The organism is Aestuariivirga litoralis (assembly GCF_003234965.1).
Taxonomy (GTDB): Bacteria; Pseudomonadota; Alphaproteobacteria; order Rhizobiales; family Aestuariivirgaceae; genus Aestuariivirga; species Aestuariivirga litoralis.
Genome location: NZ_QKVK01000011.1, coordinates 24,803 through 47,575, shown reverse-complemented (window position 1 = coordinate 47,575; position 22,773 = coordinate 24,803). Strand labels below are relative to the sequence as shown.

General features: G+C 67.3%; 22 protein-coding genes. 11 read left to right on the top strand and 11 right to left on the bottom strand.

The features are described from left to right. Positions 1-9 precede the first annotated feature (9 nt). The 9 genes from DK847_RS18730 to DK847_RS18690 form a co-directional block, all read right to left on the bottom strand. The gene (locus DK847_RS18730; protein WP_111200075.1) at positions 10-768 is read right to left on the bottom strand and encodes a 3-ketoacyl-ACP reductase; all 759 of its coding nucleotides are present in this window, start codon (positions 766-768) and stop codon (positions 10-12) included. After that, positions 765-2,264: an FAD-dependent oxidoreductase gene (locus DK847_RS18725; protein ID WP_111200074.1), complete on the bottom strand. Its 1,500-nt coding sequence runs from the start codon at positions 2,262-2,264 to the stop codon at positions 765-767. The genes DK847_RS18730 and DK847_RS18725 overlap by 4 nt, the downstream gene beginning before the upstream one ends. Then, on the bottom strand, positions 2,261-3,373 hold the full coding sequence (locus tag DK847_RS18720; protein WP_111200073.1) for an ABC transporter ATP-binding protein: 1,113 nt from the start codon (positions 3,371-3,373) through the stop codon (positions 2,261-2,263). Before DK847_RS18720 ends, DK847_RS18725 begins: the two co-directional genes overlap by 4 nt. A gap of 3 nt (positions 3,374-3,376) precedes the next feature. Further along, positions 3,377-4,255, bottom strand: a complete 879-nt coding sequence (locus DK847_RS18715) for a carbohydrate ABC transporter permease (RefSeq protein ID WP_111200072.1) — start codon at positions 4,253-4,255, stop codon at positions 3,377-3,379. Further along, positions 4,255-5,148, bottom strand: a complete 894-nt coding sequence (locus DK847_RS18710; protein ID WP_111200071.1) for a carbohydrate ABC transporter permease — start codon at positions 5,146-5,148, stop codon at positions 4,255-4,257. The genes DK847_RS18715 and DK847_RS18710 overlap by 1 nt, the downstream gene beginning before the upstream one ends. A gap of 75 nt (positions 5,149-5,223) precedes the next feature. Further along, positions 5,224-6,477 carry an ABC transporter substrate-binding protein gene (locus DK847_RS18705; protein WP_111200070.1) on the bottom strand — a complete coding sequence of 418 codons (1,254 nt, stop codon included), beginning with the start codon at positions 6,475-6,477 and terminating at the stop codon, positions 5,224-5,226. Between the two features lie 159 nt (positions 6,478-6,636). After that, a complete protein-coding gene (locus tag DK847_RS18700; protein WP_111200069.1) occupies positions 6,637-7,404 on the bottom strand; it encodes an enoyl-CoA hydratase/isomerase family protein in 768 nt (255 codons plus the stop codon). Next, the gene (locus DK847_RS18695) at positions 7,401-8,984 is read right to left on the bottom strand and encodes an acyl CoA:acetate/3-ketoacid CoA transferase (RefSeq protein ID WP_111200068.1); all 1,584 of its coding nucleotides are present in this window, start codon (positions 8,982-8,984) and stop codon (positions 7,401-7,403) included. The genes DK847_RS18700 and DK847_RS18695 overlap by 4 nt, the downstream gene beginning before the upstream one ends. Continuing rightward, the gene (locus DK847_RS18690) at positions 8,984-9,991 is read right to left on the bottom strand and encodes a Gfo/Idh/MocA family protein (protein ID WP_161957376.1); all 1,008 of its coding nucleotides are present in this window, start codon (positions 9,989-9,991) and stop codon (positions 8,984-8,986) included. The genes DK847_RS18695 and DK847_RS18690 overlap by 1 nt, the downstream gene beginning before the upstream one ends. A gap of 132 nt (positions 9,992-10,123) precedes the next feature. On the opposite strand from DK847_RS18690, the gene DK847_RS18685 reads away from it, so the two are divergent. Continuing rightward, a complete protein-coding gene (locus DK847_RS18685) occupies positions 10,124-11,785 on the top strand; it encodes a CYTH and CHAD domain-containing protein (RefSeq protein ID WP_111200066.1) in 1,662 nt (553 codons plus the stop codon). Between the two features lie 34 nt (positions 11,786-11,819). Here the strand turns inward: DK847_RS18685 and DK847_RS18680 are convergent, their stop codons facing one another. Continuing rightward, positions 11,820-12,167 (bottom strand): YigZ family protein, encoded by a 348-nt coding sequence (locus DK847_RS18680; RefSeq protein WP_111200065.1) that lies wholly within the window; start codon positions 12,165-12,167, stop codon positions 11,820-11,822. A 219-nt stretch (positions 12,168-12,386) separates the two neighbouring features. On the opposite strand from DK847_RS18680, the gene DK847_RS18670 reads away from it, so the two are divergent. The 5 genes from DK847_RS18670 (at position 12,387) to DK847_RS18650 (ending at position 16,814) form a co-directional block, all read left to right on the top strand. Then, a complete protein-coding gene (locus tag DK847_RS18670) occupies positions 12,387-12,791 on the top strand; it encodes a carboxymuconolactone decarboxylase family protein (protein ID WP_111200063.1) in 405 nt (134 codons plus the stop codon). Continuing rightward, positions 12,775-13,893: a serine hydrolase domain-containing protein gene (locus DK847_RS18665; protein ID WP_111200062.1), complete on the top strand. Its 1,119-nt coding sequence runs from the start codon at positions 12,775-12,777 to the stop codon at positions 13,891-13,893. Before DK847_RS18670 ends, DK847_RS18665 begins: the two co-directional genes overlap by 17 nt. 112 nt (positions 13,894-14,005) lie before the next feature. Further along, positions 14,006-15,043, top strand: coding sequence for an LLM class flavin-dependent oxidoreductase (locus DK847_RS18660; RefSeq protein WP_111200061.1), 1,038 nt, complete (start codon positions 14,006-14,008; stop codon positions 15,041-15,043). 11 nt (positions 15,044-15,054) lie between these two features. Beyond that, a complete protein-coding gene (locus DK847_RS18655) occupies positions 15,055-15,858 on the top strand; it encodes a carnitinyl-CoA dehydratase (protein ID WP_111200060.1) in 804 nt (267 codons plus the stop codon). Between the two features lie 2 nt (positions 15,859-15,860). Next, a complete protein-coding gene (locus DK847_RS18650) occupies positions 15,861-16,814 on the top strand; it encodes a 3-hydroxyacyl-CoA dehydrogenase NAD-binding domain-containing protein (protein ID WP_111200059.1) in 954 nt (317 codons plus the stop codon). On the opposite strand, the gene DK847_RS18645 is transcribed toward DK847_RS18650, so the two are convergent. Further along, a complete protein-coding gene (locus tag DK847_RS18645; protein ID WP_111200058.1) occupies positions 16,811-17,875 on the bottom strand; it encodes a GlxA family transcriptional regulator in 1,065 nt (354 codons plus the stop codon). The two genes, DK847_RS18650 and DK847_RS18645, sit on opposite strands and share 4 nt — an antisense overlap. Before the next feature lie 111 nt (positions 17,876-17,986). Between DK847_RS18645 and DK847_RS18640 the strand changes: the two genes are divergently transcribed. The 5 genes from DK847_RS18640 to DK847_RS18620 all read left to right on the top strand — a co-directional run bounded on the left by DK847_RS18640 (position 17,987) and on the right by DK847_RS18620 (position 22,771). After that, positions 17,987-18,874: a beta-keto acid cleavage family enzyme gene (locus DK847_RS18640; RefSeq protein ID WP_111200057.1), complete on the top strand. Its 888-nt coding sequence runs from the start codon at positions 17,987-17,989 to the stop codon at positions 18,872-18,874. Beyond that, positions 18,871-19,905: an ABC transporter ATP-binding protein gene (locus tag DK847_RS18635; protein WP_111200056.1), complete on the top strand. Its 1,035-nt coding sequence runs from the start codon at positions 18,871-18,873 to the stop codon at positions 19,903-19,905. Before DK847_RS18640 ends, DK847_RS18635 begins: the two co-directional genes overlap by 4 nt. 63 nt (positions 19,906-19,968) lie before the next feature. Next, positions 19,969-21,078, top strand: coding sequence for an extracellular solute-binding protein (locus tag DK847_RS18630; protein WP_111200096.1), 1,110 nt, complete (start codon positions 19,969-19,971; stop codon positions 21,076-21,078). A 53-nt stretch (positions 21,079-21,131) separates the two neighbouring features. Beyond that, a complete protein-coding gene (locus DK847_RS18625; RefSeq protein ID WP_111200055.1) occupies positions 21,132-21,980 on the top strand; it encodes an ABC transporter permease in 849 nt (282 codons plus the stop codon). After that, positions 21,977-22,771: an ABC transporter permease gene (locus DK847_RS18620; protein WP_111200054.1), complete on the top strand. Its 795-nt coding sequence runs from the start codon at positions 21,977-21,979 to the stop codon at positions 22,769-22,771. Before DK847_RS18625 ends, DK847_RS18620 begins: the two co-directional genes overlap by 4 nt. The last annotated feature ends 2 nt before the right edge of the window (positions 22,772-22,773 follow it).

The following is a 22,773-nucleotide window of genomic DNA, read 5'->3' as shown; positions in this document are numbered from 1 at the left end:
GAAGCCTCGTCACAAGCGCGCCAGGGAGAGGCCGCCATCCACCGGGACGACGGCGCCCGTGGCGAAAGCCATCTGGCCTGTGGCCATGGGCACCGCCACGGCGCCCACATCGGCAGGCTCGCCCCAGCGCCCCGCCGGAACCAGGCCGCCGGCGATGCGCTGGCCATAGGCCTCGCGCACGCCCGCCGTCATCGGCGTGGCGATGATGCCCGGGCGGATCTCGAAGACGCCGATGCCCTCGCCCGCCAGGCGCAGCGCGAAAAGCTGCGTCATCATCGCGGCCCCCGCCTTGGAGATGCAGTATTCCGCCCGCTCCACCGAGGCCATGGCGGCGCTGACGGAGGTGATGAAGATCAGCGCGCGATAGGGTTCCGGCGGCGCCTGCAGCATGCGCAGTGCCACCTGCTGGGCGAGGAAGAAGCCGCCGCGCAGGTTGATGTCCATCACGTGGTCGAAATTCTCCGGGCTCAGCGCCAGCATGTCGCCGCGGATCCTTGCGGGCACGCCGGCATTGGAGACGAGCGTGGTGACGGGGCCGAGTTGCGCCGTGACCGTATCGAGCAGTGTGGGCACCGCATCGACGTTGCGCACATCATGGGTGAAATAGGAGGCCCGGGGCCCGAGTTCGGACAGGGCCGCAGTCACCTCAGGCGCATCGGGCTCACGCTCGGCGGCAAGCGCAACACGGAAACCGGCGCTGACGAGCGCGCGGGCAATGCCAAGGCCGATGCCCTGCTGGCCGCCGGTGATGAGGGCCACACCGCTCATGCCGCGAGCTCCCGCTCCGCGATGTGGCGGCCTGCGCGCAGGGCCAGCGCCGCGACGGTGAGCGACGGGTTGACGGCTGACGAGGTGGGCAGCACCGATGCATCGGTGATGAAGAGGTTCGGGTGCTCATGGGCGCGGCAGAAGGGATCGACCACGCTGTGGCGCGGATCGTGCCCCATGCGCGCCGTGCCGCACTGGTGGCTGGGCGTGCGCCGGTCGAAGGCGCGGGACAGCACGAGCGGAAAGCCCGCCTTGCGCAGCACGTCCTTCAGCTTGGCCACCAGCAGCTCATGCGTCTGCCAGTTGGAGCGCTTCCAGTCGAGCACGATGCGGCCATCTTTGAGGCTCACCCGGCTTTCGGGATTGGGGAGGTCCTCCGACATGGCATAGAGGTCGATGGAGCGGCGCGCCAGCCAGCCCGCCAGCAGGCGCGGCACCGGCGCACCCGAGGCGAGGATCGTGCCGCTGATCTTGCCGAGGAGCTGGATATTGCCCAGCGGCTCGCCGCCCGGGCCGCCGGTGAAATAGAAGTCATTCACCTGCAGCGTCTTCTGATAGACGCAGTCATTGCGGCGGAACGGGTGCACCGCCAGCACGGCAGAGCAGTTGTGGTTCATGAAATTGCGCCCGAGCTGGCCCGAGCCATTGGCAAGCCCCGCCGGGTGGGCCGCATCGGCCGAGCCGAGCAGCAGCACCGCGGACTGCACCGCACCTGCGGCCAGCGCGATGACAGGTGCCGGGAGGCTTTCAGCCTTTCCGTCGCGCATGACCTCCACGGCGGTGATCCGGTTGTCCGCGCCACAGACGAGCCGGGTGGCGCGGGTGTTGGTGAGGAGCGTGACGTTCGGGTGCTTCAGCGCTGCGGCCAGCGCCGCCGTCTCGGCATCGAGCTTGCCGCCGCAGGTGTCGGGGAAGGCATCCCACGTGGTGCGGCCAGCCCCAAGCCAGCGCGGTAGATCAACCGCCAGCGGCAGTGACGACGGATGCAGGCCCACGGCCTTGAGGCGCCGGCGCAGGTCGGCGATGGGCGGCTCGTCCGGCACCGGGGGAAAGGGATAGGCGCCGGAATGCGGCGGCTCGGTGGGGTCCTCGCCCAGCCGCCCGCGCACTTGGAACAGCTCTTCCGCATGCTGGTAGAAGGGTTCGACTTCGTCATAGGAGAGCGGCCAGCCTGCCGTCATGCCGCCCAGGTGGCGGATGGGGCGGAAGTCCTCCGCCCGGTAGCGGATCAGCACCGCGCCATAGAACTTGGAATTGCCGCCCACGTGATAGTAGTTGCCGGGGTTGAAGGCCACGCCATTGCCGTCGAGCCATTCCTCGTCCGGCCGGAAATGGCCGCGCCCGAAGATCGCTTCGTCGTCGCGGTCGGCCGCACCGGGACGTAAGCGATCGCCGCGCTCGAGGATGAGGATGCGGCGGCCCGTGGGCGCGAGCGCCGCGGCGAGCGTCGCCCCGCCCATGCCGGAGCCGATGATGATGACGTCCGGCGCTGTCATGCCAGTATCCGGGCCTCGGTTTCCGGATCGAAGGCGACGGCCTTGTCCATGTTGATGGCGAAGTCGAAGACCTGCGCCGGCACGACATTGGCATCCGCCCGCATGCGCGCGATCACGTCCTTGCCCGACAGCGTCATAGTGACGAAGGTGTCGGAGCCGGCAGGCTCCGTCACTGTCACGCGGTTCCGGAGCTGCTGGATGTTGCCGGACTTGCGGTCAGCCCCTTCCGGGTCGGTGATGGCCTCGGGCCTGATGCCGAGCAGCACCTTGCGGCCTGCCCATTGCGCCATGGCCTGCTGGCTGAAGCGCAGCCGCCGTGGCGCGCCCTCCGCATCGGTTATCTCGGCATGGGCGGCGCCATTCTCCGTCACCACCGTGGCGGGCAGGATGTTCATGGCGGGCGAGCCCATGAAGGTGGCGACGAAGAGATTGGCGGGCTGGTCGTAGATCTCCTTCGGCGTGCCGAGCTGCTGCACATAGCCCTTGAACATGACGGCGATGCGGGTCGAGAGCGTCATCGCCTCGATCTGGTCATGCGTCACATAGACGATGGTGGTCTTGAGCTTCTGGTGCAGCTTCTTGATTTCGGTACGCATGTCGACGCGCAGCTTGGCATCGAGGTTGGACAGCGGCTCGTCGAACAGGAAGACGTCCGGGTTGCGCACCAGGGCACGGCCCATGGCGACGCGCTGGCGCTGGCCGCCCGACAGCTGGCCGGGCTTCCTCGCCAGCAGATGGTCGATCTGCAGGAGCTTCGCCACCTCGGCCAGTGCCTTGTCACGCTCGGACTTCGGCACGCCATGCATCTCGAGGCCGAAGGTGATGTTCTGCGCCACCGTCATGTTGGGGTAGAGCGCATAGCTCTGGAACACCATGGCGATGTTTCGCTTGGACGGATGCACGCCGTTCATCGGCCGGCCGCGGATGGCGATGTCGCCGGAGGTGATCGACTCGAGCCCGGCGATCATGTTGAGCAGCGTGGACTTGCCGCAGCCCGAGGGGCCGACGAGCACCAGGAACTCGCCTTCCTCCACTTCAATGTCCACCTCGTGCAGCACCTGGACATTGCCATAGGCCTTGGTGACGTTGCGGATATCGAGAAAGCCCATGACCTATCCCTTCACTGAACCTGCCATGAGACCGCGCACGAAGTAGCGGCCGGCGACGATGTAGACCAGAAGCGTGGGGAGTGCCGCCAGAATGGCACCGGCAAAATGCACGTTGTATTCCTTCACGCCGGTTGAGGACTGGACGAGGTTGTTGAGCGCCACCGTCATCGGCTGGCGCGTGCCGCCGAACGAGACGCCGAACAGGAAGTCGTTCCAGATATTGGTGAACTGCCAGATCACCGACACCACCGTGATCGGCCCGGAGACGGGCAGCAGGATGCGCCAGAAGATGCGGAAGAAGCCCGCCCCGTCGATCATCGCGGCGCGCACCAGCTCGGTCGGGAACGCCGCATAGTAGTTGCGGTAGTAGAGCGTGGTGAAGCCCAGCCCATAGACCACGTGGACGAGGACGAGGCCGGGGACCGAGCCCGCGAGGCCGAGCTTGCCCAGCACCACCGCCATGGGGATGAGCACGATCTGGAAGGGGATGAAGCAGGAGAACAGCAGGAGCCCGAAGACGATGCCGTCATATTTGAAGCGCCACTTGGTCAGCACATAGCCGTTGAGTGCCCCCAGCACGGTGGAGATCGCCACCGCCGGCACCACCATGAGGATCGAGTTGATGAAATAGGGCTTGAGGCCGGTGGGCTCCACCCCGATCTGCGCGGTCGACCAGGCGGAGAGCCAGGGTTCGAGCGTGAAGGTCTGCGGCAGCGACATCATGTTGCCGCCGGTGATCTCAGGGAGCGGCTTCACCGAGTTCACCACCATGACATAAAGCGGCAACAGGTAGTAGAGCGCGAAGAGCAGCAGCACGAGGTAGATGAAGGTCCTGGTCACGCGGCCGGTGGAGACGGCGGTTTCCTGCGAGGCGGCGGACATCAGGCCTTCTCCTTCAGCTCGGAATAGAGATAGGGGATCATGATGGCGGCGATCGCCATGAGCATCATCACCGCCGAGGAGGCGCCGATGCCCATCTGGTTGCGGGTGAAGGTGTAGGAATACATGAAGGTGGCGGGAAGCTCGGTGGCGCGGCCCGGCCCGCCGCCGGTGAGCGCGATCACCAGGTCATAGGACTTGATGGCAAGGTGGCTGAGGATGACGAAGGCCGAGAGGAAGGCGGGCCTCAGCAGCGGGATGACGATGCGCCGGTAGAGCTGGAAGGACGTGGCGCCGTCGATCTGCGCGGCCTTCAGGATCTCGTTGTCGATGCCGCGAAGGCCCGCGAGGAACATGGCCATGACGAAGCCGCTGGTCTGCCAGACGGCGGCGATGACGATTGTGTAGATCGCCATGTTGCTGTCCTTGATCCAGGTGAAGGAGAAGCTCTCCCAGCCCCACAGATGCATGGTCTTTTCGAGCCCGATGCCGGGGTCGAGGAACCATTTCCAGGCCGTGCCGGTGACGATGAAGGACAGCGCCATGGGATAGAGGTAGATCGGGCGCAGCACGCCCTCGCCCCTGATCTTCTGGTCGAGGAAGATCGCCAGCATCAGCCCCACCGCGGTGCAGATGACGATGTAGCAGGAAGCGAAGATGGCGATGTTGATCAGCGCCGTGTGCCAGTGCTCCAGCGCCCAGAGCTTGCGGTAGTTCTCGAACCCCACGAAGGTGTAGAGCGGCAGCATCTTGGAGCCGGTGAAGGACAGGACCACCGTGAAGATGATGAAGCCATAGACGAAGAGCAGTGTCGCCGCGAAGGACGGCGCCAGCACGAGCTTTGGCAGCAAGTCCTGGAGGCGGGTGCGGAAATCGGCGTCGGCAGCTTGGCGCATGGCGCTTGATCCTGGGGCGGGACGCTGGGCGGAGAGAGGTGACGGGGCGGCACCATGGCCGCCCCGCCGTCATGTTTACTTGGCGGCGGCCACCGCGCTGGCAAGGGCCTGGGCGGCTTCGGTGCCGTCCTTGTACTTGCCGTTGAAGGCGCCGGTGACGACGTCATAGACCGCGTTCTTCACGGCCGCCGGTGCGGCGTGGCCATGCGCCATGGAGCCGAACAGTGTGCCGTTGGTGTTGGCCTCTGCCAGGTCCTTGATGCCCTTCTTGCCGCAATCGTCGAAGTCGGTGTCCGGCACGTCGGTGCGGGCGGGCACCGAGCCCTTGACCACGTTGAAGGCCGACTGGAACTTCGGGCTCTCGATCGAGGAGGCCATCTGCGCCTGGGCCTTCTGCTTGTCGTCACCCTGCACGTTGAACATGGCGAACTGGTCGGAGTTGAAGGTCACCGAGCCCTGCGTGCCGGGGAAGCGGATGCAGATGAAGTCCACACCCGGCTTCTTGCCGGCCTTGAGGAACTCGCCCTTGGCCCAGTCGCCCATGATCTGCATGCCGCCCTGGCCGTTGATGACCATGGCGGAGGCGAGGTTCCAGTCGCGGCCGGAGAAGTTGTCGTCGACATAGGTGCGCAGCTTCATCAGCCGGTCGAAGGCATCCGCCATCTGCTTGCCGCCGAGGGCTTCCGGATCGAGGTCGATGAAGGCCTTCTTGTAGAAGTCATTGCCTTCCGACAGCACGATGCCATCGAAGATGGTGGCTTCCTGCCAGGGCTGGCCGCCATGGGCCAGCGGCGTGATGCCGTTGGCCTTCATCTTGTCGAGCACCACGACGAGCTCGTCCCAGTTCTCCGGCGCCTTGCCGCCGGCCTTGTCGAGCGCGTCCTTGCTGATCCAGATCCAGTTGGTGGAGTGGACGTTGACGGGTGCCGCGATCCAGTGGCCGTCATACTTGGAGAAGCGCTGCAGGGCGGCGGGCACCACCTTGTCCCAGCCCTCGGCGGTGGCCACGGCATCGAGATTGCCGAGTGCTCCCTGCTCAGCCCAGTCCTGGATGTCGAAGCCCAGCATCTGCACGGCAGTGGGCGGGTTGCCCGCCGTGACGCGGGCGCGCAGCGCCGTCATCGCGGCCTCGCCGCCGCCGCCGGCGACCGGCATGTCGACCCAGCCGATGCCCTGGCTCTTGAGGTCTTCCTTCAGCACGTTGAGGGCCGCGGCCTCGCCGCCCGACGTCCACCAGTGCAGAACTTCCACGTCGGCCGCCTTCGCCATGCCCGCCGAAAGGGCGGTGATGGCCACGGCCGCTAGCGCCTTTGCAACAAAACCACGCATTGGATCCTCCCATGTGTTTGCGCAGAATGTCTTTCGCCGCCCCCGCAGGGCCGGCCCGTCTTCACCCGTGATTCTCGCCTGTGGCGCCTTGCGCCTTGCGAGGCTGAAACCCCGGGGAATTCCAAACGCCGTCACTTGAATGCTCGCACATCTTTGCACTCACGCTCCGGTAAAATTGGGTTTGCGCTTGGCGCGGAAGGCGGCAACGCCCTCCTGCTTGTCGGCGCTGGCGGCGATCATGCCACTGGCCAGGGCCTCCACCATGGCGGGCGCATCCTCGCCGGCGGCGGCATGGATCATGTATTTGGCGACCTCGGTGGCGCGCGGCGACGTGCCGAGCAGGCGCTCGGCGATGGACCGCGCAGCGCTGAGCGGGTCCTCCGCCAGCTCTGCGACGAAGCCCAGCGCCAGGGCCCGCTCGGCCGAGAGCCTGCGGCCGAAGAGCGCCATCTCCTTCACCACGGGCTCCGGCAGCAGGCGCATGAGGCGCTGGGTGCCGGACCAGCCGGGAACGATGCCGACCCCGGTTTCCGGCAGCGCCAGCGTGGCGGCGGGCGCCATCACCCGGATGTCGCAGGCGGTGGCAAGCTCGAGGCCGCCGCCGAAGGCATGACCGGTGAGCACGGCGATGGTCGGCTTCGACAGCCTGGCCAGCCGGTCGAAGATGCGGTGCCCGTCGCGCACCCAGCGGCGGGCGAAATCGGCGGGCGCCAGGTCGCCCCAGGCATTGATGTCGGCACCCGTGCAGAAGGCGCGGTCGCCTTCTGCTGTGAGCAGCACGCAGCGCACCCCATCATCCCGGTCCAGCGCGTCACAATGGGCTTCGAGGCCCGAGAGCATTTCGGGCGTCAGCGAATTGAGCTTGGCGGGATTGTCCAGCCGGAGGATGGCCAGCGGGCCCTCGCGATCGAGATGGATGGCGCTCATGATTTGCTCCCCGGCGACCAGCCCGTGGGCCCTTCTGCCAACAGGGAATGCGGCATCACGCGCGCATTGGCGGCGATTGTCACACGGCCATGGCTGGCCGCGACGATGTCACGCGCGGGGTCGATGCCCGGCATGATCTCGACCGCCACCAGCCCCTCGGGGCGGAGCGCGATGACGCAGCGCTCGGTGACATAGAGCACCTCCTGCCCCTGCGCCCTGGCGCGCGCGCCGGAGAAGGTGACGTGCTCCACCTTGTCCACCATCTTGGTGAACTTGCCGGGCTTCAGCACCTTCACGCCGTCAGGCCCCAGTGCGATGTCGGCACCCGCCTCGAACCAGCCGGAGAACACGATCTTGCGGGCATGCGCCGTGATGTCGACGAAGCCGCCGCAGCCTGCGGTGAGGTAGGGCTTCTTGCCGAGCTTCGAGACATTGACATTGCCCTCCACATCGACCTCGAGGAACGACAGGAAGGACATGTCGAAGCCGCCGCCCTGGAAGTAGGTGAACTGGTTGGGCGAGGGCACATAGGCATCGGCGTTCGACGCGCAGCCGAAGGCGAAGCCGGTGAGCGGCATGCCGCCGACCGCCCCCTGCTCGATCGCCCAGGTGACGGACTGGGCATGGCCCTCCTCGAGCAGCACGTAAGGCACCATGGCGGAGATGCCGAAGCCCAGATTGGCGGTCATGCCCTCGCGCAGCTCCATGGCGGCACGCCGCGCGATCACCTTCTCGATGCCGTGGGGCGCGGGCTCGAAGCTCGACCAGGGACGCATCACCTCGCCCGAGATGGCGGGGTCATAGGGCGTTTCGGTGGTCTGCTTCTGGTCGGGGTCGAGAACCACGAGATCGATGAGATGGCCGGGAACGCGCACGGTGTGCGGGCGGAGCGAGCCATAGGCCGTCATGCGCTTCACCTGGGCGATGACGAGGCCGCCATGGTTGCGCGTGGCGATGGCCTGGTCGAGGCCGCCGAGATAGGCGCCCTCATGCTCATAGGTGAGGTTGCCGCGCTCATCCGCCGTGGTGGCGCGCAGGATGCAGACATCGGGCGCGATATTGGGAAAGTGCAGCCAGGTCTCGCCGCCGAATTCGGCGCGCTGCACGATGGGGGCCGCGGCCCCCCTGGCATTCATGGCGCAGCCTTCGCGCTTCGGGTCGACGAAGGTGTCGAGCCCCACCTTGGTGAGAACGCCCGGGCGGCGCGCGGCCACATCGCGGTGCATGTCGAAGAGGATGCCGGAGGGCACGTTGTAAGCGGGGATCGCATCATCGACGATCATCTTCCAGATCGCCGGCATGGGCAGGTTGGAGGGGCCCGAGGGATAGGACCCGGCGATGACCCGGGCGAGCAGGCCCTCCTGCGCAATGTGGTCCATGCCCTTCACGCCATACATGTCACCCGCCGCGATGGGATGGATCGTGGTGATGTTGCGCGGATGGCCGGTGTCGCGGAAGCGTTCGCCGATCGCCTGCAGCACGCGGTCCGGGCAGCCGAGGGCCGAGGAAGACGAGACGGTGACCACTGCGCCATCCCTGATGCGCGCCGCGGCTTCGGCGGGGGAGACGAGCTTGCCCATCAGAAGCCCCCGTAATCGATGCGCTGGCGGGTGCCGCTGCGGGCGGCCTCGCGCACCGCAAGGGCGATGGCCAGCGACTTCACGCCGTCTGCGCCATCAGCCGCCGGGCGGCCCCTGCCCGCCACCGCGGCCTCGAAATCGGCAACACCTTGCGTGTAGAGATCATAGTTCGAATAGGGCACGCGCTCGCGGCCCGCTGCGGTGACGAGTTCGATCTCGCCCACCGGCTTCTGGGTCATGATGCCCCGGCCGAAGATCGAGCCCTCGGTGCCGTGGATCTCCAGCCCGCAGCCCGCGAAGCGGTGGGTGAAGCTGTCATGCGCGAAGACCTGCACGCCCGACGGCGTGGACCAGACCGACATGCAACTGTCCTCGACGCCCTGGCCGAGGCCGGACTGGGTCATCTGCGCCACCACCTCGACGGGGTCCTCGCCCAGATGGAAGCGCACGGTGTCGGCGTCATGCACGGTGATGTCCGGGATGACGCCACCGCCCGCGGCCGGATCGTTCAGGCGCCAGCCCTGCAGGTGCGGCGGCAGGTGGACCGCATGATGGACCCGCATCGACAGAACCCTGCCGATGCGCCCCTGCGCGACGGCCGCCCGGATGGCGCGGTGGCTGCCGGCGCAGCGCAGGTGATGGTTGGTGGCGAAGACCACGCCGCGGGCTTCCGCCGCGCGCACCATCTCGCCTGCTTCGGCGAGGCTCATGCCCAGCGGCTTCTCGCAGAGCACGTGCTTGCCGGCGGCAATGGCGGCCATGGCCTGCGCATGATGCTTCTCATTGGTGCTCGAAACATAGACGGCCTCGATCCCGGGAGCGGCAAGGGCAGCATCGAGGTCGGTGCCCCAGGCCGGGATCTGGTAGCGGGCCGCGAAGTCCGCCGCCCGCGCCGCCGAGCCGCTTGTCACCTGGGCAACCGAGCCTCCGGGCAGGGCACGCATCGCCCAGATCATATATTCCGCCGCAATGGTGCTGGCACCCACGAGCAACCACTTCACGACCAGGCCTCCGTACGATTGGATCGTTCCATTGGAACGTTCCGATCTAGCCGGTGACCGGGACGGAAGTCAATGGCCAACTGTTGCGCCGGGTCGGCGCGCAGGCGTGCGGCGTGAGACCGTCGGTTGATTGTGACGATGCGCCTCCCTATCCAGTTCATGGACAGGGCAACGGCGACCCAGCAGGAAGGGACGAGGCAGATGAGTGGCGAAACGGTTGGCCAGGCCGCGCCCTCCCCGGCGTCACCGGGTGACCCGCCGGCAGACCAGCCCACGGAGATCGAGATCAAGTTCCAGGCGGACCGGGCAGCGCTGGAGCGCGTGCTCGCCGCCCGCCATCTGCAGGGTGCCGCCATTGCGCCCGAACGCGAGCTGCTGTCCACCTACTTCGACACGCCCGGGCGTGAGCTGCAGCGCGCCGGCCTCACCCTGCGGCTGCGCCGCAAGGGCCGGGCCACTCCCGTCCTCAGCGTCAAGTGGACAAACACCGGCGCAGGCGACCTGTTCATCCGCGGCGAAGTCGAGACCCGCGCGCCGGAGGGCGAACCCGACATCGCGCTCTTCGCGCCCGCCCTGCGTGACCGGCTGAAGCAGATCGTGGGCGACCGGCCGCTCGCCCCCGTGTTCAAGACGCATGTGCAGCGCCGCACCGCGGTCGTCCGCCATGGCCGCTCGGCCTTCGAGCTCGCACTCGACGACGGCGTCATCCTGGCCAACGACCAGAGCCGGCCGGTGACCGAGGTGGAAGTGGAGCTGAAGAGCGGTCACGCCCAAGACCTGCTCGGCCTCGGCCGCGCGCTTGCGCTGGACTGCGGCCTGAGCCTGGCCTTCGAGCCCAAGGCCGGGCGCGGCTACCGCCTGGCCGACCAGGCCGTGGCGCGCCCGCACAAGGCAAGGCCGCTCGACATCGCCCCGCAGGCCAGCTTCGAGGATGTGATCGCCGCGGTGATCGGCAACTGCCTCTCCCACTTCACCGCCAACTGGGCGGCCCTGCGCGAAACGGACGCGCCGGAGTCGGTGCACCAGCTGCGCGTGGCCCTGCGCCGGCTGCGCAGTGCGCTGCGCATCCTCCGCAAGCGCATTTCCCTGCCGGAGCTCGAGGACATCCGCGCCCGGGCGCGCGACATCGCATCGGCCCTGGGGCCGGCGCGCGCGTGCGACGTCTTCCGGCACAATGCCCTGGCAGGCCCGTTCCATGACCAGCCCGGCCGCCTCGCCGCCGCCGCACCGCTTCTCGACGCGGTGGAGGTGGCGCGGCGCGACGCCTATGCCGCGGCGCGCCGCGTCATCGATGACCCCGCAACCTCGCTCTTCGTGCTCGACGTCCAGTCCGTCCTGCTGCAGCGCGCCTGGCGCACCGCGCCTGCGCCGGAGGATCTCGGCCTTCTCACCGCCCCGGCGCGTGACGTCGCGGCCAAGCTGCTGGACGGGCTGCGCAAGCGGGTCCTGAAGCGCGGCAAGCACCTGCCCGGCATGCCGGACGGCGAGCGCCACGACCTGCGCATCGCGCTCAAGAACCTGCGCTATGCGGCGGAGTTCTTCGGCCCGCTCTTCGCCCGGGACAAGGCGCAGCGCAGCTTCCTCCGCCTGGTCTCCGACCTGCAGGAAGACCTCGGCGCCCACAATGACGCCGCCACCGCCGAGGCCTTCATCCAGTCGCTGAACCTCGCCGCCGACGCGCCGGCGCAGTTCGCCGCAGGCTACGTGCTCGGCTTCTATCGCCACGCCATGCTGGCGGCCGACACGCATCTGGCAAGGAAGTGGAAGGATTTCCGCCGCGCCGGCGCCTTCTGGGCGTGAGCGCGAAGGGCGCCGGCCGCGGCGCCTCCCTCCCTCACATGGCCTTGAGGTAGGTCCGCACGGCGTCCTGCACATGGCGGAAGCGGTCGCCGCCGAGGTGCTTGCCGCCGAACCACCGGGTGACCACGATGATGTGGTCGTGAAGTCCCTCGCGTTCGAGCATGCGCAGGATGACCATGCCGGCGCCCGCCTCGCCGTCATCGTTCTTGATCATCTGTCCGCCGCAGATGAGGGCCCAGGAATTATGCGTGGCCTTGGCGAACTTCTTGGTGCGCTTCAATTCCGCCAGGAACATGCGGGCCTCCTCGGCGGAGCGGCAGGGGCCGCCGGACACCGCATATTTCGACCCGCGGTCCACGATGACGTTGTCGAGGATGATCATGCGTCCGAACCCGCCCCGGCAAAAGCCAGCCCTCGCAGGTGCGCCAGCGCCTGCGCGCCGAATTCGTCGCCGTCTCCCATGCCGCCGCCCCGCCAGTGTTCCGCGCCCGGCAGCAGCATGTCATTGATGAACCACGGTGTCACCAGCGCCAGGGTGGCCGCCGGTCTGGTCTCCGGGCGGCAATTGCTGGTAAGCATCGGCAAAGGGGAGGACCGCCAGGTGGACGAGACGCTGTTCGACAAGGGGCTGAAGAAGCGCGGGGAAACGCTGGGGGCGGATTACGTGGCGCAGAACCTGAAGGCCGCCGATTCACTCACCCGCCCCTTCCAGGAAGCGATGACGGCCTGGTGCTGGGGCTTCGGCTGGGGCGACGAGACCATCGATGCCAAGACCCGCTCGATGATGAACCTCGCCATGCTGGGCGCGCTGGGCAAGATGCATGAGTGGGAAATCCACTGCAACGGCGCCCTCAACAATGGCGTGTCGGCCAGGGAAATCCGCGCCATCGTCCATGTCGTGGGCATCTATTGCGGCGTGCCGCAGGCGCTCGAATGCTTCCGCGTGGCGCGCAAGGTGCTGACCGAGCGCGGCCTGCTGCCCATCGACGATGCCGCGCAACCCTGATCTCGAGGTCAATGCGCAGCGCCTCGCGCTGTGGAACACCGCCGGCCGGCGGCGGCAGAGCTTTCGCGACCTCCACAACATCCAGCGCCGCGGCCTCGGCTTCCGCGCGGCGGAGGTGCTGGCCCTGCGGCATGCGGAGAACGCGATGCTGGCGCAGCGGCCCGGCCTCGCCCGCCTGCTGGCCGCGCCGGAGTTCTGTGCCCTCGTCATCGTAAAGGACGACCGCATCGTGCTCGAGCGCCATGCGGCGGACTTCGCCGCCGACCGGCTGCACAGCATGCAGTCGATCACCAAGACCTTCGTGCACCTGGCCCTGGGCCGCCTCGTCGCGGCCGGCGCGGTGGATCCCGCGCGCGCCGTCGGAGACTATGTGCCGGAGGCCGGCGAAGCCTATGCGGGGGCGCGCCTGCAGCAGGTCCTGGACATGGATGTCGCCAGCAATTTCGCCGAGGACTATGCCGCACCCTATGCGCCTGCCCCGGCCCGCGGAGAACCCGTTGGCTATGCCCGGCAGGAGATCGCCATGGGCTGGCGCCTGCCGCCGGCGGGGGAAGCCGAATTCGGTGTCCGCAGCTTCGCCGCGGGCCTCACCGCCGCCCCGCGTGGCGATGATCGCGCCACGCGCTACGCCTCGCCCAACACCGACATGCTGGGCTGGGTGATCGAGAGGGCGTCCGGCCGGCCCTTGGCCGCGCATGTCGAGGAGATCGTGGCGGAGGCGGGACTCGAGGCGGTCTTCCATGTCTCCGCCGACTGTGACGGTGTGCCGGTGCTGAGCGGCGGCGGCGTGATGACGGCACGCGACCTGGCCCGCTATGGCCTGTTGCTGGCGCGGCGCGGCGGCGCCTTCCTGGCCGATGCGATGAGCGGTGCCGGCACCCATTATGGCGGCGCGCCCGGCCTGCGCTACCGCAATCACCTGATGAGCAACGGCACCTGGGCGGGCCACCCCGGCTATGGCGGCCAGTTCCTGATGGTGGACCCGCAGCGCCGCGCCGCGGCAGCCTTCTTCAGCGTGCTCGAAACCGCGTATGGCGAGCGTGACGGGTATTTTGCCGAGATCATCGCAGCCCTGGCGGATGCGCTGAATCACCTCGCCTGAGGCCCGGCGAATTCCCTGCGATGCTGTCGGATTTCTGATAGTCTCGGTTCCAGACGCGACAGACACTCGCGCCAGTGCTCGCAAGAAGCAAACCACGCCAGGAGGGACTGCCATGAAATTCCAGCTCGCCATCAACCTCGAACGCATGGACGAAAGCCTCGACATGCGCGAGGTCGCCCGCCACACGCTCGAGATGGTGCAGATGGCGGAAGACGGCGGCTTCAACATCGCCTGGGCGGCCGAGCACCACGCCCTCGAGATGACCATCGCCCCGGACCCGTTCCAGATCCTCACCTGGTGGGGCGCCCACACCTCGAAGATCCGGCTCGGCACGGCGGTGGCGGTGGCCCCCTACTGGCACCCCATCAAGCTGGCGGGCGAAGCCGCCTTCACCGACCTCATCACCGGCGGCCGGCTCGAATTCGGCATCGGCTCCGGCGCCTACCAGCGCGAGTTCGACCGCATGCACCCTGGCCTCCTGCAATCCGATGGCTGGAAATACATGCAGGAAATGCTGCCCGCCGTGCTCGCCCTGTGGCAGGGCGACTATGCCCATGATGGCACCTACTGGAAATTCCCCACCTCCACCTCGGTGCCCAAGCCCCTGCAGCAGCCGCATCCGCCGCTCTGGGTGGCGGCGCGCGCCCCCATCACCTATGATTTCGCGGTCAAGCACGGGCTCAACATCATGTCCTGGCCGCTGACGCGCCCGATGAGCGAGGCCGAGCTCTACAAGTCGCGCCTCGACGAGGCCATGGCCAACAATCCCGGCAAGAAGCGCCCGGTCTTCGCCATGATGCGCCACACGGCACTCTACGACAAGAAGGAAGACTGGATGATGCCGGTCAGGGCCGCGCAGCGCCAGCTCGGCCAGTTCGAGAACCTGTTCAAGAACATGGGCGACGTGAAGAACGGCTTCCCCAAGGAAGTGGACCTGCACGACATCGCCAACCGCAGCGAATATGACCCCAAGATGCTGTCGACCAACCTGATGTTCGGCACGCCCGACGAGGTGATCGCCAAGCTCAGGCCCTACGAGACGCTGGGGGTGGACGAGTTCACCTATTACGCCAGCCTCGGGCTTGGCCTGAAGGAGCAGAAGCGCTCGCTCGAGCTGTTCTGCAAGGAAGTGATCCCCGCCTTCGCGTGAGTGTGCCCGCCATGACCGGTTTCGTCGACGTCACCCGCAACGGCCACATCCTCGAGGTCAGGCTCAACAAGCCCAAGGTCAACGCCATCGACCATGCGATGAGCCGCGACATGGGTGCGGCCTTCGCGCTGCTGCGCGATGATCCGGACCTGCGCGTCGGCATCCTCACGGCGGCGGGCGAGAAGATCTTCTCCGCCGGCTGGGACCTGAAGGCGCTGAACTCCGGCGACATCAAGCTCGACAACTGGTGGGAGGACGGCGACTACGGCGATGGCGGCTTCGCCGGGCTGACCGAGAACTGGACCCTCAACAAGCCGGTGATCGCGGCGCTCAACGGCCTCGCCATCGGCGGCGGCTTCGAGATCGCCCTGTCCTGCGACCTCGTCATCGCGGCGGACCACGTGCAGTTCGCGCTCCCCGAAATGCCGCTCGGCATCGTGCCGGATGCGGGAGCGCTGCAGCGCCTGCCGCGAAGGCTGCCTTACAACATCGCCATGGAGATGCTGCTGCTGGGCCGCCGCATGGGGGCGGAGGAGGCCGCGCGCTATGGCCTCGTCAACAAGGTGGTGCCTTATGCCGAGCTGATGACCGAGGCGCGTGCCTGGGCAACCCAGCTTGCCAAGTCGGCGCCGCTCGCCATGCAGACGGTGAAGGAAGTGCTGCGCGCCATCGAAGGCAAGCCGATGCGCGACACCTTCGAGACCATGCGCAAGGGCGAGCTTCCGGTCTACCGCGCCATGCTGAAGTCGGAGGATGCGGCCGAGGGCGTGAAAGCCTTCGTCGAGAAGCGCGAACCGGTATTCAAGGGGAAGTGAGCATGACCAGGCCAGCCGTGACGGCAGTGAAGAAAGTGGCGAGCATCGGCGGCGGGCCGATCGGTGCAGGCTGGGCCGCACATTTCCTGGCGCGCGGCTATGACGTGGCGGGCTATGTCCATTCCATGGCCGAGGAAGCCACCTACCGCAAGGTGCTCGACACAGCGTGGATCAGCCTCACCGCGCTGGGGCTTGCACCCGGCGCCTCGCGCGAGCGGCTGACGCTCACGGACAATCTCGAAACCGCCGTGGCCGATGCCGGCTTCGTGCAGGAAAGCGCGCCGGAACGGCTGGACCTGAAGCAGACGCTCTACGAAAAGCTTGGCCGCATCGTGCCGCCGGGCGTGGTGATCGCGTCCAGCACCTCGGGGCTGATGATGACCGACATCCAGGCGCTGTGCCCCACGCCGGAGCGCACGGTGATCGGGCACCCCTTCAACCCGCCCTATCTGCTGCCGCTGGTCGAGATCATCGGCGGCGGCAAGACCTCGCCCGAGGCGGTGGCCTGGGCGCGCGACTTCTATGCCCATGCCGGCAAGGCACCACTGGTGATGAAGAAGGAAATTCCCGGCTTCGTCGCCACCCGCCTGCAGGAGGCGCTGTGGCGCGAGGCGCTGCACATGGTGGCCAATGGCGAGGCGACGCCCGAGGACATCGACATCGCGCTGATGAACGGCCCGGCCCCGCGCCTTGCCATCCAGGGCCAGTGCATGGCCTTCCACGTCGCCTGCGGGGAAGGCGGCATGGCCACCAACCTCGACCAGTTCGGCCCGGCCCTCAAGCTGCCGTGGACGAGACTCGCCGCACCCGAACTGACCAAGGAGCTGCGCGACCGCATGGTCGATGGCTGCAACGAGATGGCGGCGGGACGCCACTTCGAGGACATGGCCGCCGAGCGCGACCGCGCCATCGTCGGCGTGCTCAAGGCGGTGAAGGCGGCGCGCGCCGGCGCCTAGCCGCGCTTGCGCGGCTGCTTCCGCGCCGTCTGCAGATAGGCATAGACGGTGCCGGGCCATGACGGCGCGGCATCCTTCTCCGGCCAGGCCTGGCGGTATTCGCTCGGCTTCTTGCCGAAGGCCTGCAGGAAGCTCTGCGAGAAATAGGACATGGAGTTGAAGCCGCAGGCGGCCGACACCTCGCGGATCGACATGCGCGTCGAGCTCAGCAGCACGCGCGCATATTGCAGCCGCAGCAGCTTCGAATACTGCACGATGGTGCAGCCGATGTCGCGCTTGAACAGGCGCTCGAGCTTCCTCTGCGACACGCCGAGCTCGCGGCAGACGCGCGGCACCGGTGTCGGGTCCTCGATGCGGCCCTCGAGCAGCGTCATCGCGGCGCGCACGTCCTGGTGCACGTCGTCATGCTTGCCGCCGGTGGCGTGGCGCTGCAGCGATTCGGGCGGACGGCGCGGGTGGTGCATCACCTGGTTGGCGATCTCGGCGGCCAGCTGGTCGCCGTTCTTGCGCCCCACGATGTGCAGCATCAGGTCGAGGCCCGCCGTGCCGCCGGCACAGGTCATCACCGGCTTCTCCACCGAATAGAGCTGCTCCACCACCTCGAGGCCGGGATGCGCCTCGGCCAGCCCCGCCATCATCGACCAGTGCGTCGTCACCTTGTGGTCGGTGACGAGACCCGCCTTGGCGAAGGCATAGATGCCGAGTTCCACCGCCACCATCTGCACCTGGGCGCGGGCGTTGCGGCGCAGCCAGCGGAACAGCCGCTGGTCGTTCATGTGCTCCGCCCCCCAGCTGCCGCACACCGCGATGATGTCGGGCTTCGCCAGTCCCTCCTCGTCGATGGGGCGGCAGGCGACGCTGAGGCCGTTGCTGGCCGACACCGGCCCGGCGGCGGTGGCGCGGAAGTCCCATTCATAGAGTTTGTGCGGTGCAAGATAGTTGGCGATGCGCATCGGCTCCATGAGCATCGTCAGCGTCATCATGTTGAAGCGCGGCAGCAGCACGAAGCTCACGCGGGTCACGTCACCCGGCTCCGTTGCCACATCAGCCGATTGCGCCATGATTTCGTGACCGGCGAAAAAAACGAATTGATGGCGAAAATTCTATAACGCTCCGCGGCATTCGGGCAAATCATTTCGGCCATAACAAGAAAAGCCTGAGGGAGAGACAGCGTGAACTTCGAAGTCATCGTGACATGTGCGGTCACCGGCGCGGGCGATACGCTGGGCAAGCACCCGGGCGTGCCCGTGACGCCGGAGCAGATCGCCCAGGCGGCGATCGACGCCGCCAAGGCCGGCGCAACGGCGGCCCATCTCCACGTGCGCGACCCGGCCACCGGCAAGGGCTCGCGCGATCCTGAGCTGTTCAGGCGTGCGGTGGACATCGTGCGCTCCAGCGGCACCGACGTCGTCATCAACCTCACCGCCGGCATGGGCGGTGACTGGATGATCAGCGAGGCAGACCCCTGCAGGCCCGGCCCCGGCACCGACATGATCGGGCCGGAGGAGCGGCTGCGCCACGTCGAGATGCTGCGCCCCGAGATCTGCAGCCTCGACTGCGGCTCGATGAATTTCGGCGACGGCAATTACGTCTACATGTCCACGCCGCCCTATCTCCGCCGCATGGCCGCACTGGTGAAGGAATGGGGCGTGAAGCCCGAGCTCGAGGTCTTCGACTTAGGGCACATCCGGCTGGCGAAGCAGCTGATCGCCGAGGGCCTGATCGAGGACCCGCCGATGTTCCAGATCTGCCTCGGCATTCCGTGGGGTGCCGACCAGTCGGTCGACAACATGAAGGCGATGAAGGACCAGCTCCCCGCCAACGCGAGCTGGGCCAGCTTCGGCATCTCGCGCATGCAGATGCCGATGGCCGCCGCGGCGGTGGCGATGGGCGGCAACGTGCGGGTGGGTCTCGAGGACAACCTCTATCTCGACCGCGGCGTGCTGGCGAGCAATGCCCAGCTCGTCGAGCGCGTCGTCGGCATCATCGAGCGCATGGGGGCAAGGGTGCTGACGCCGGCCGAGGCGCGCAAGAAGCTCGGGCTCAAGAAGCAGGGATGAGCGCCAGCCCTTCCGGCATCGGTGTCGTCTTCCAGGGCGTCACCAAGCGATACGGGAAGATGACCGCCGTCGACGGCGTGTCGCTCGACATCCGCGCGGGCGAGTTCCTGACGCTGCTGGGGCCGTCCGGTTCCGGCAAGACCACGCTGCTGATGATGCTGGCGGGCTTCCAGGACATCACGCAGGGCGACATCCTGGTGGGCGGCGCATCGATTGCCGCGACCCCGCCCGAGAAGCGCAATTTCGGCATGGTGTTCCAGGGCTATGCCCTGTTCCCGCACATGACGGTGGCGAAGAACATCGCCTATCCGCTCGAGATCCGCCGGAAGCCCAGGCCCGAGATCGACGCGCGCGTCGGCGAGATGCTGGACCTCGTGCAGCTCAAGGGCTTCGCCGGCCGCTATCCGCACCAGCTGTCGGGCGGCCAGCAGCAGCGCGTGGCGCTGGCCCGCGCGCTCAGCTTCTCGCCCCGCGTCCTGCTCCTCGACGAGCCCCTGGGCGCGCTCGACCGCAAGCTGCGCGCCGACGTGCAGGAGCAGCTGAAGGAGATCCACAACCGCGTCGGCACCACCTTCATCTACGTGACGCATGACCAGGAGGAAGCCCTCACCATGTCGGACCGCATCGTGATCATGAATCGCGGCAAGGTCGTGCAGGTGGGCAGCCCGGAGGCACTCTACGAAAGGCCGCGCACCGCCTTTGCCGCGAGCTTCCTCGGCAAGAGCAACTTCATCCACCGCGATGGCCGGACCTTCGCGCTGCGCCCCGAAAAGATCGAGGTGTTCCACGCCGGCCGGGGCCATGGCCAGAACCGGCTCACTGGCACCATCCGCGGCATCACCTACATGGGCGCCACCCTCAAGCTGATGGTCGTGGCCGAGGGCCACCCGGTGATCGAGGTTCACGTCCCCGCCTGGCGCAATGCGGGGCCGTTCAGTGACTCACAGGCCGTCGATCTCTGCTGGAGCGATGATGCTCAGGTCGAGGTCGAGGGCGGTGACGGCGAAGAAGCGGGCGCAAGATCCGCATGAGACCGGGCGCAGGCCCGCAACGATGACCGCGGCCGAGGCCGCAGCAAAATGGAGGACGTGACCATGAAAGACAAAGCTTTCCTGAATGACCTCGCGCGCGAGGGTGCAATTGCCTTCAAGTCCGGCCGGCTCGACCGCCGCAGCTTCCTGATGCTGTGCGGCCTGGCGGGAGTCGCCACGCTGGCGGTGAAGGCCGGCGACGCCGAAGCCGCCGCCAACGAGATCGTCATGTGGAACTGGGGCGGTGAATCCGAGAGCTGCCACGGCAGCGCCATCGGCAAGCCCTTCACCGCCGCGACCGGCATTCCGCTGAAGTTCGACACCTCGGGGCCGCTCCAGGGCAAGATCAAGGAGATGGTCGATTCCGGCAAGGTGACGGCCGACGTCTGCGACGCCGACGGCTTCGATGCCATTGCGCTCGGCAAGTCGGGCCATCTCGAGGCCATCGACTACAACATCGTCAACAAGAAGCAGATCAAGGACGGCTTCGCCTGGGACTATGGCGTCTGCGTCATCTTCTACGGCTACGCCTTCATGTATGACACCAAGGCCTTCGGCGACAATCCGCCCCAGGGCTGGGCCGACTTCTATGACACCGCCAAGTTCCCCGGCAAGCGCTCGCTCTACAAATGGGCCAACGGCTCGATCGAGAGCGCGCTGGTCGCCGACGGCGTACCGAAGGACAAGGTCTACCCCTGCGACGTGCCGCGCGCCATCACCAAGATCAAGACCATCAAGGGCGACAGCCTCTACTGGGGCTCGGGCTCGGAAGCCCATGACATGATCGTCAACGGCGAAGTGGCGATGGGCATGATCTGGCAGAACCGCGGCAAGACCATCGAGGAGCGCACCAATGGCCGCTACAAGATGGTGATGAACGAGGCGATCGCCATGCCCGGCGCCTACATCGTGCCGCGCGGCAACCCGGCGGGCCGCGACAACGTGATGAAGTTCATCGCGCAGGCCCTGCAGGTCGACTCGCAGCTCGCCATCCTCGACTGCCTCGGCATGACGCCGTCGAACCCCGAAGCCTTCGCCAAGATCCCGGAGGCCATGGCGCCCTATGCCGTCAACTCGGCGCAGAACATCGACAAGGTGATCTTCAACGATCCGGTGTGGTGGGCCGACAATGGCGGCGACGCCGTCAACGCCTTCCTCGACGCCATCGGCTGACACAGGAGAACGATGCACGCGCCCCGCCCGCCGGGGCGCGTGCCTCCCCGCCCATGAACACGCGCCGCTTCACGTTCAATCCCTACTGGCTGCTGGTGGCGCCCGCGGTGCTGCTGGTGCTGGCGCTCTATGTGGCGCCCATCGTGAACGTGCTGCTGCTGAGCGTCACCGACCCGAAGCCCGGCCTCGGCAACTATGCCAAGATCTTCGAGAGCGACACGGTGGCCAACCTGATCTGGCGCACCATCAGGCTCTGCCTCATCACCACGGTGGCCGCGGTCACGCTCGGCTACATCGTGTCCTATGCCATGCTGCATGCGCTGGCCGGTGTGCGCCGGCGCATGATGTCGATCCTGCTCATCTCGTTCTGGATCTCGGTGCTGGTGCGCTCCTTCGCCTGGCTCATGCTGCTCGGCCACAATGGCCTCCTGAACGACATGCTGCTGAGGCTGGGCATCATCGCGGAGCCACTGCCCCTCATGCGCAATGAGCTCGGCGTGCTGATCGGCATGACCGAATACATGCTGCCCTACGCCATCCTGCCGCTGCTCGCCAACATGCAGGGCATCGACCCGCGCGTCTCCAGCGCCTCGCGCAGCCTCGGCGCCAGCCATGCCCAGACCTTCTTCCGCGTCTTCCTGCCGCTCACGAGGCCCGGCATCATCGCGGCCGCGCTGCTCGTCTTCATCAGCTCGCTCGGCTTCTACGTGACCCCCGCCATCCTCGGCGGCGGCAAGGTGCAGATGATCGCCGAATACATCTCGGTGCAGCTGCTCGTCACCGTGCGCTGGGGTGTGGCCGCCATGCTGGCCACGCTGATGATCGCCAGCGTGCTGGTGCTGATGTATGTGCTGAACCGCTTCATGAAGCTGTCGGTCGTCTTCGGCGGAGCAGCGCGATGAAGCCCTCGCTCGCCGGCCGCATCAACCGCATCGCCGCCTGGGTGATCCTCTCGATCCTCATCATCCCGTCGCTCGTCGCCTTCCCGGTTTCCGTCACCGGCAAGACCTACCTCTCCTTCCCGTGGGAAGGCGCCTCGCTGCGCCACTTCCGGAACCTGCTGACCAGCCCGGAATGGATCTCGAGCTTCGGCCAGAGCCTGCTCATCGCCATCGTCTCCTCGGCGCTTGCCACGCTGCTCGGCACGCTGGCCGCCATCGGCCTGTGGCGCCTGTCGGGGCGCTTCATCGAGGCGATCCGCGCCTTCCTGCTGCTGCCGCTGATGGTGCCGCCGATCATCTCCGCCATGGCCTTCTATCGCTGGTGGGTGCCGCTCGGCCTGATCGACAGCTACATGGGCATCATCCTTGCCCATGCCATCCTGGCAATTCCCATGGTGGTGATCACCGTCTCGGCGGCACTGGCCAATTTCGACCTCAGGCTCGAACAGGCCTCGCGCAGCCTCGGCGCCTCGCTCCCGACCACGGTGCGCCGTGTCATCCTGCCGGTGATCCGCCCGGGAATCGTCGCGGGCGCGGTCTTCGCCTTCATCCTGTCATGGGACGAGATCGTGGTGACGCTGTTCATCTCCAAGTTCGACGTCTTCACCCTGCCGCGCCGCCTGTGGAACGGCATGCGCGAGAACACCGACCCCACCGTCGCCGCCGCGGCAGTGGTGCTGATCTGTACAACCCTCGTCTTCATCGTCGGCTTCGCGCTCCTGTCGCGCAGGCGCGGCGAAGAGGCCGCCTGAGC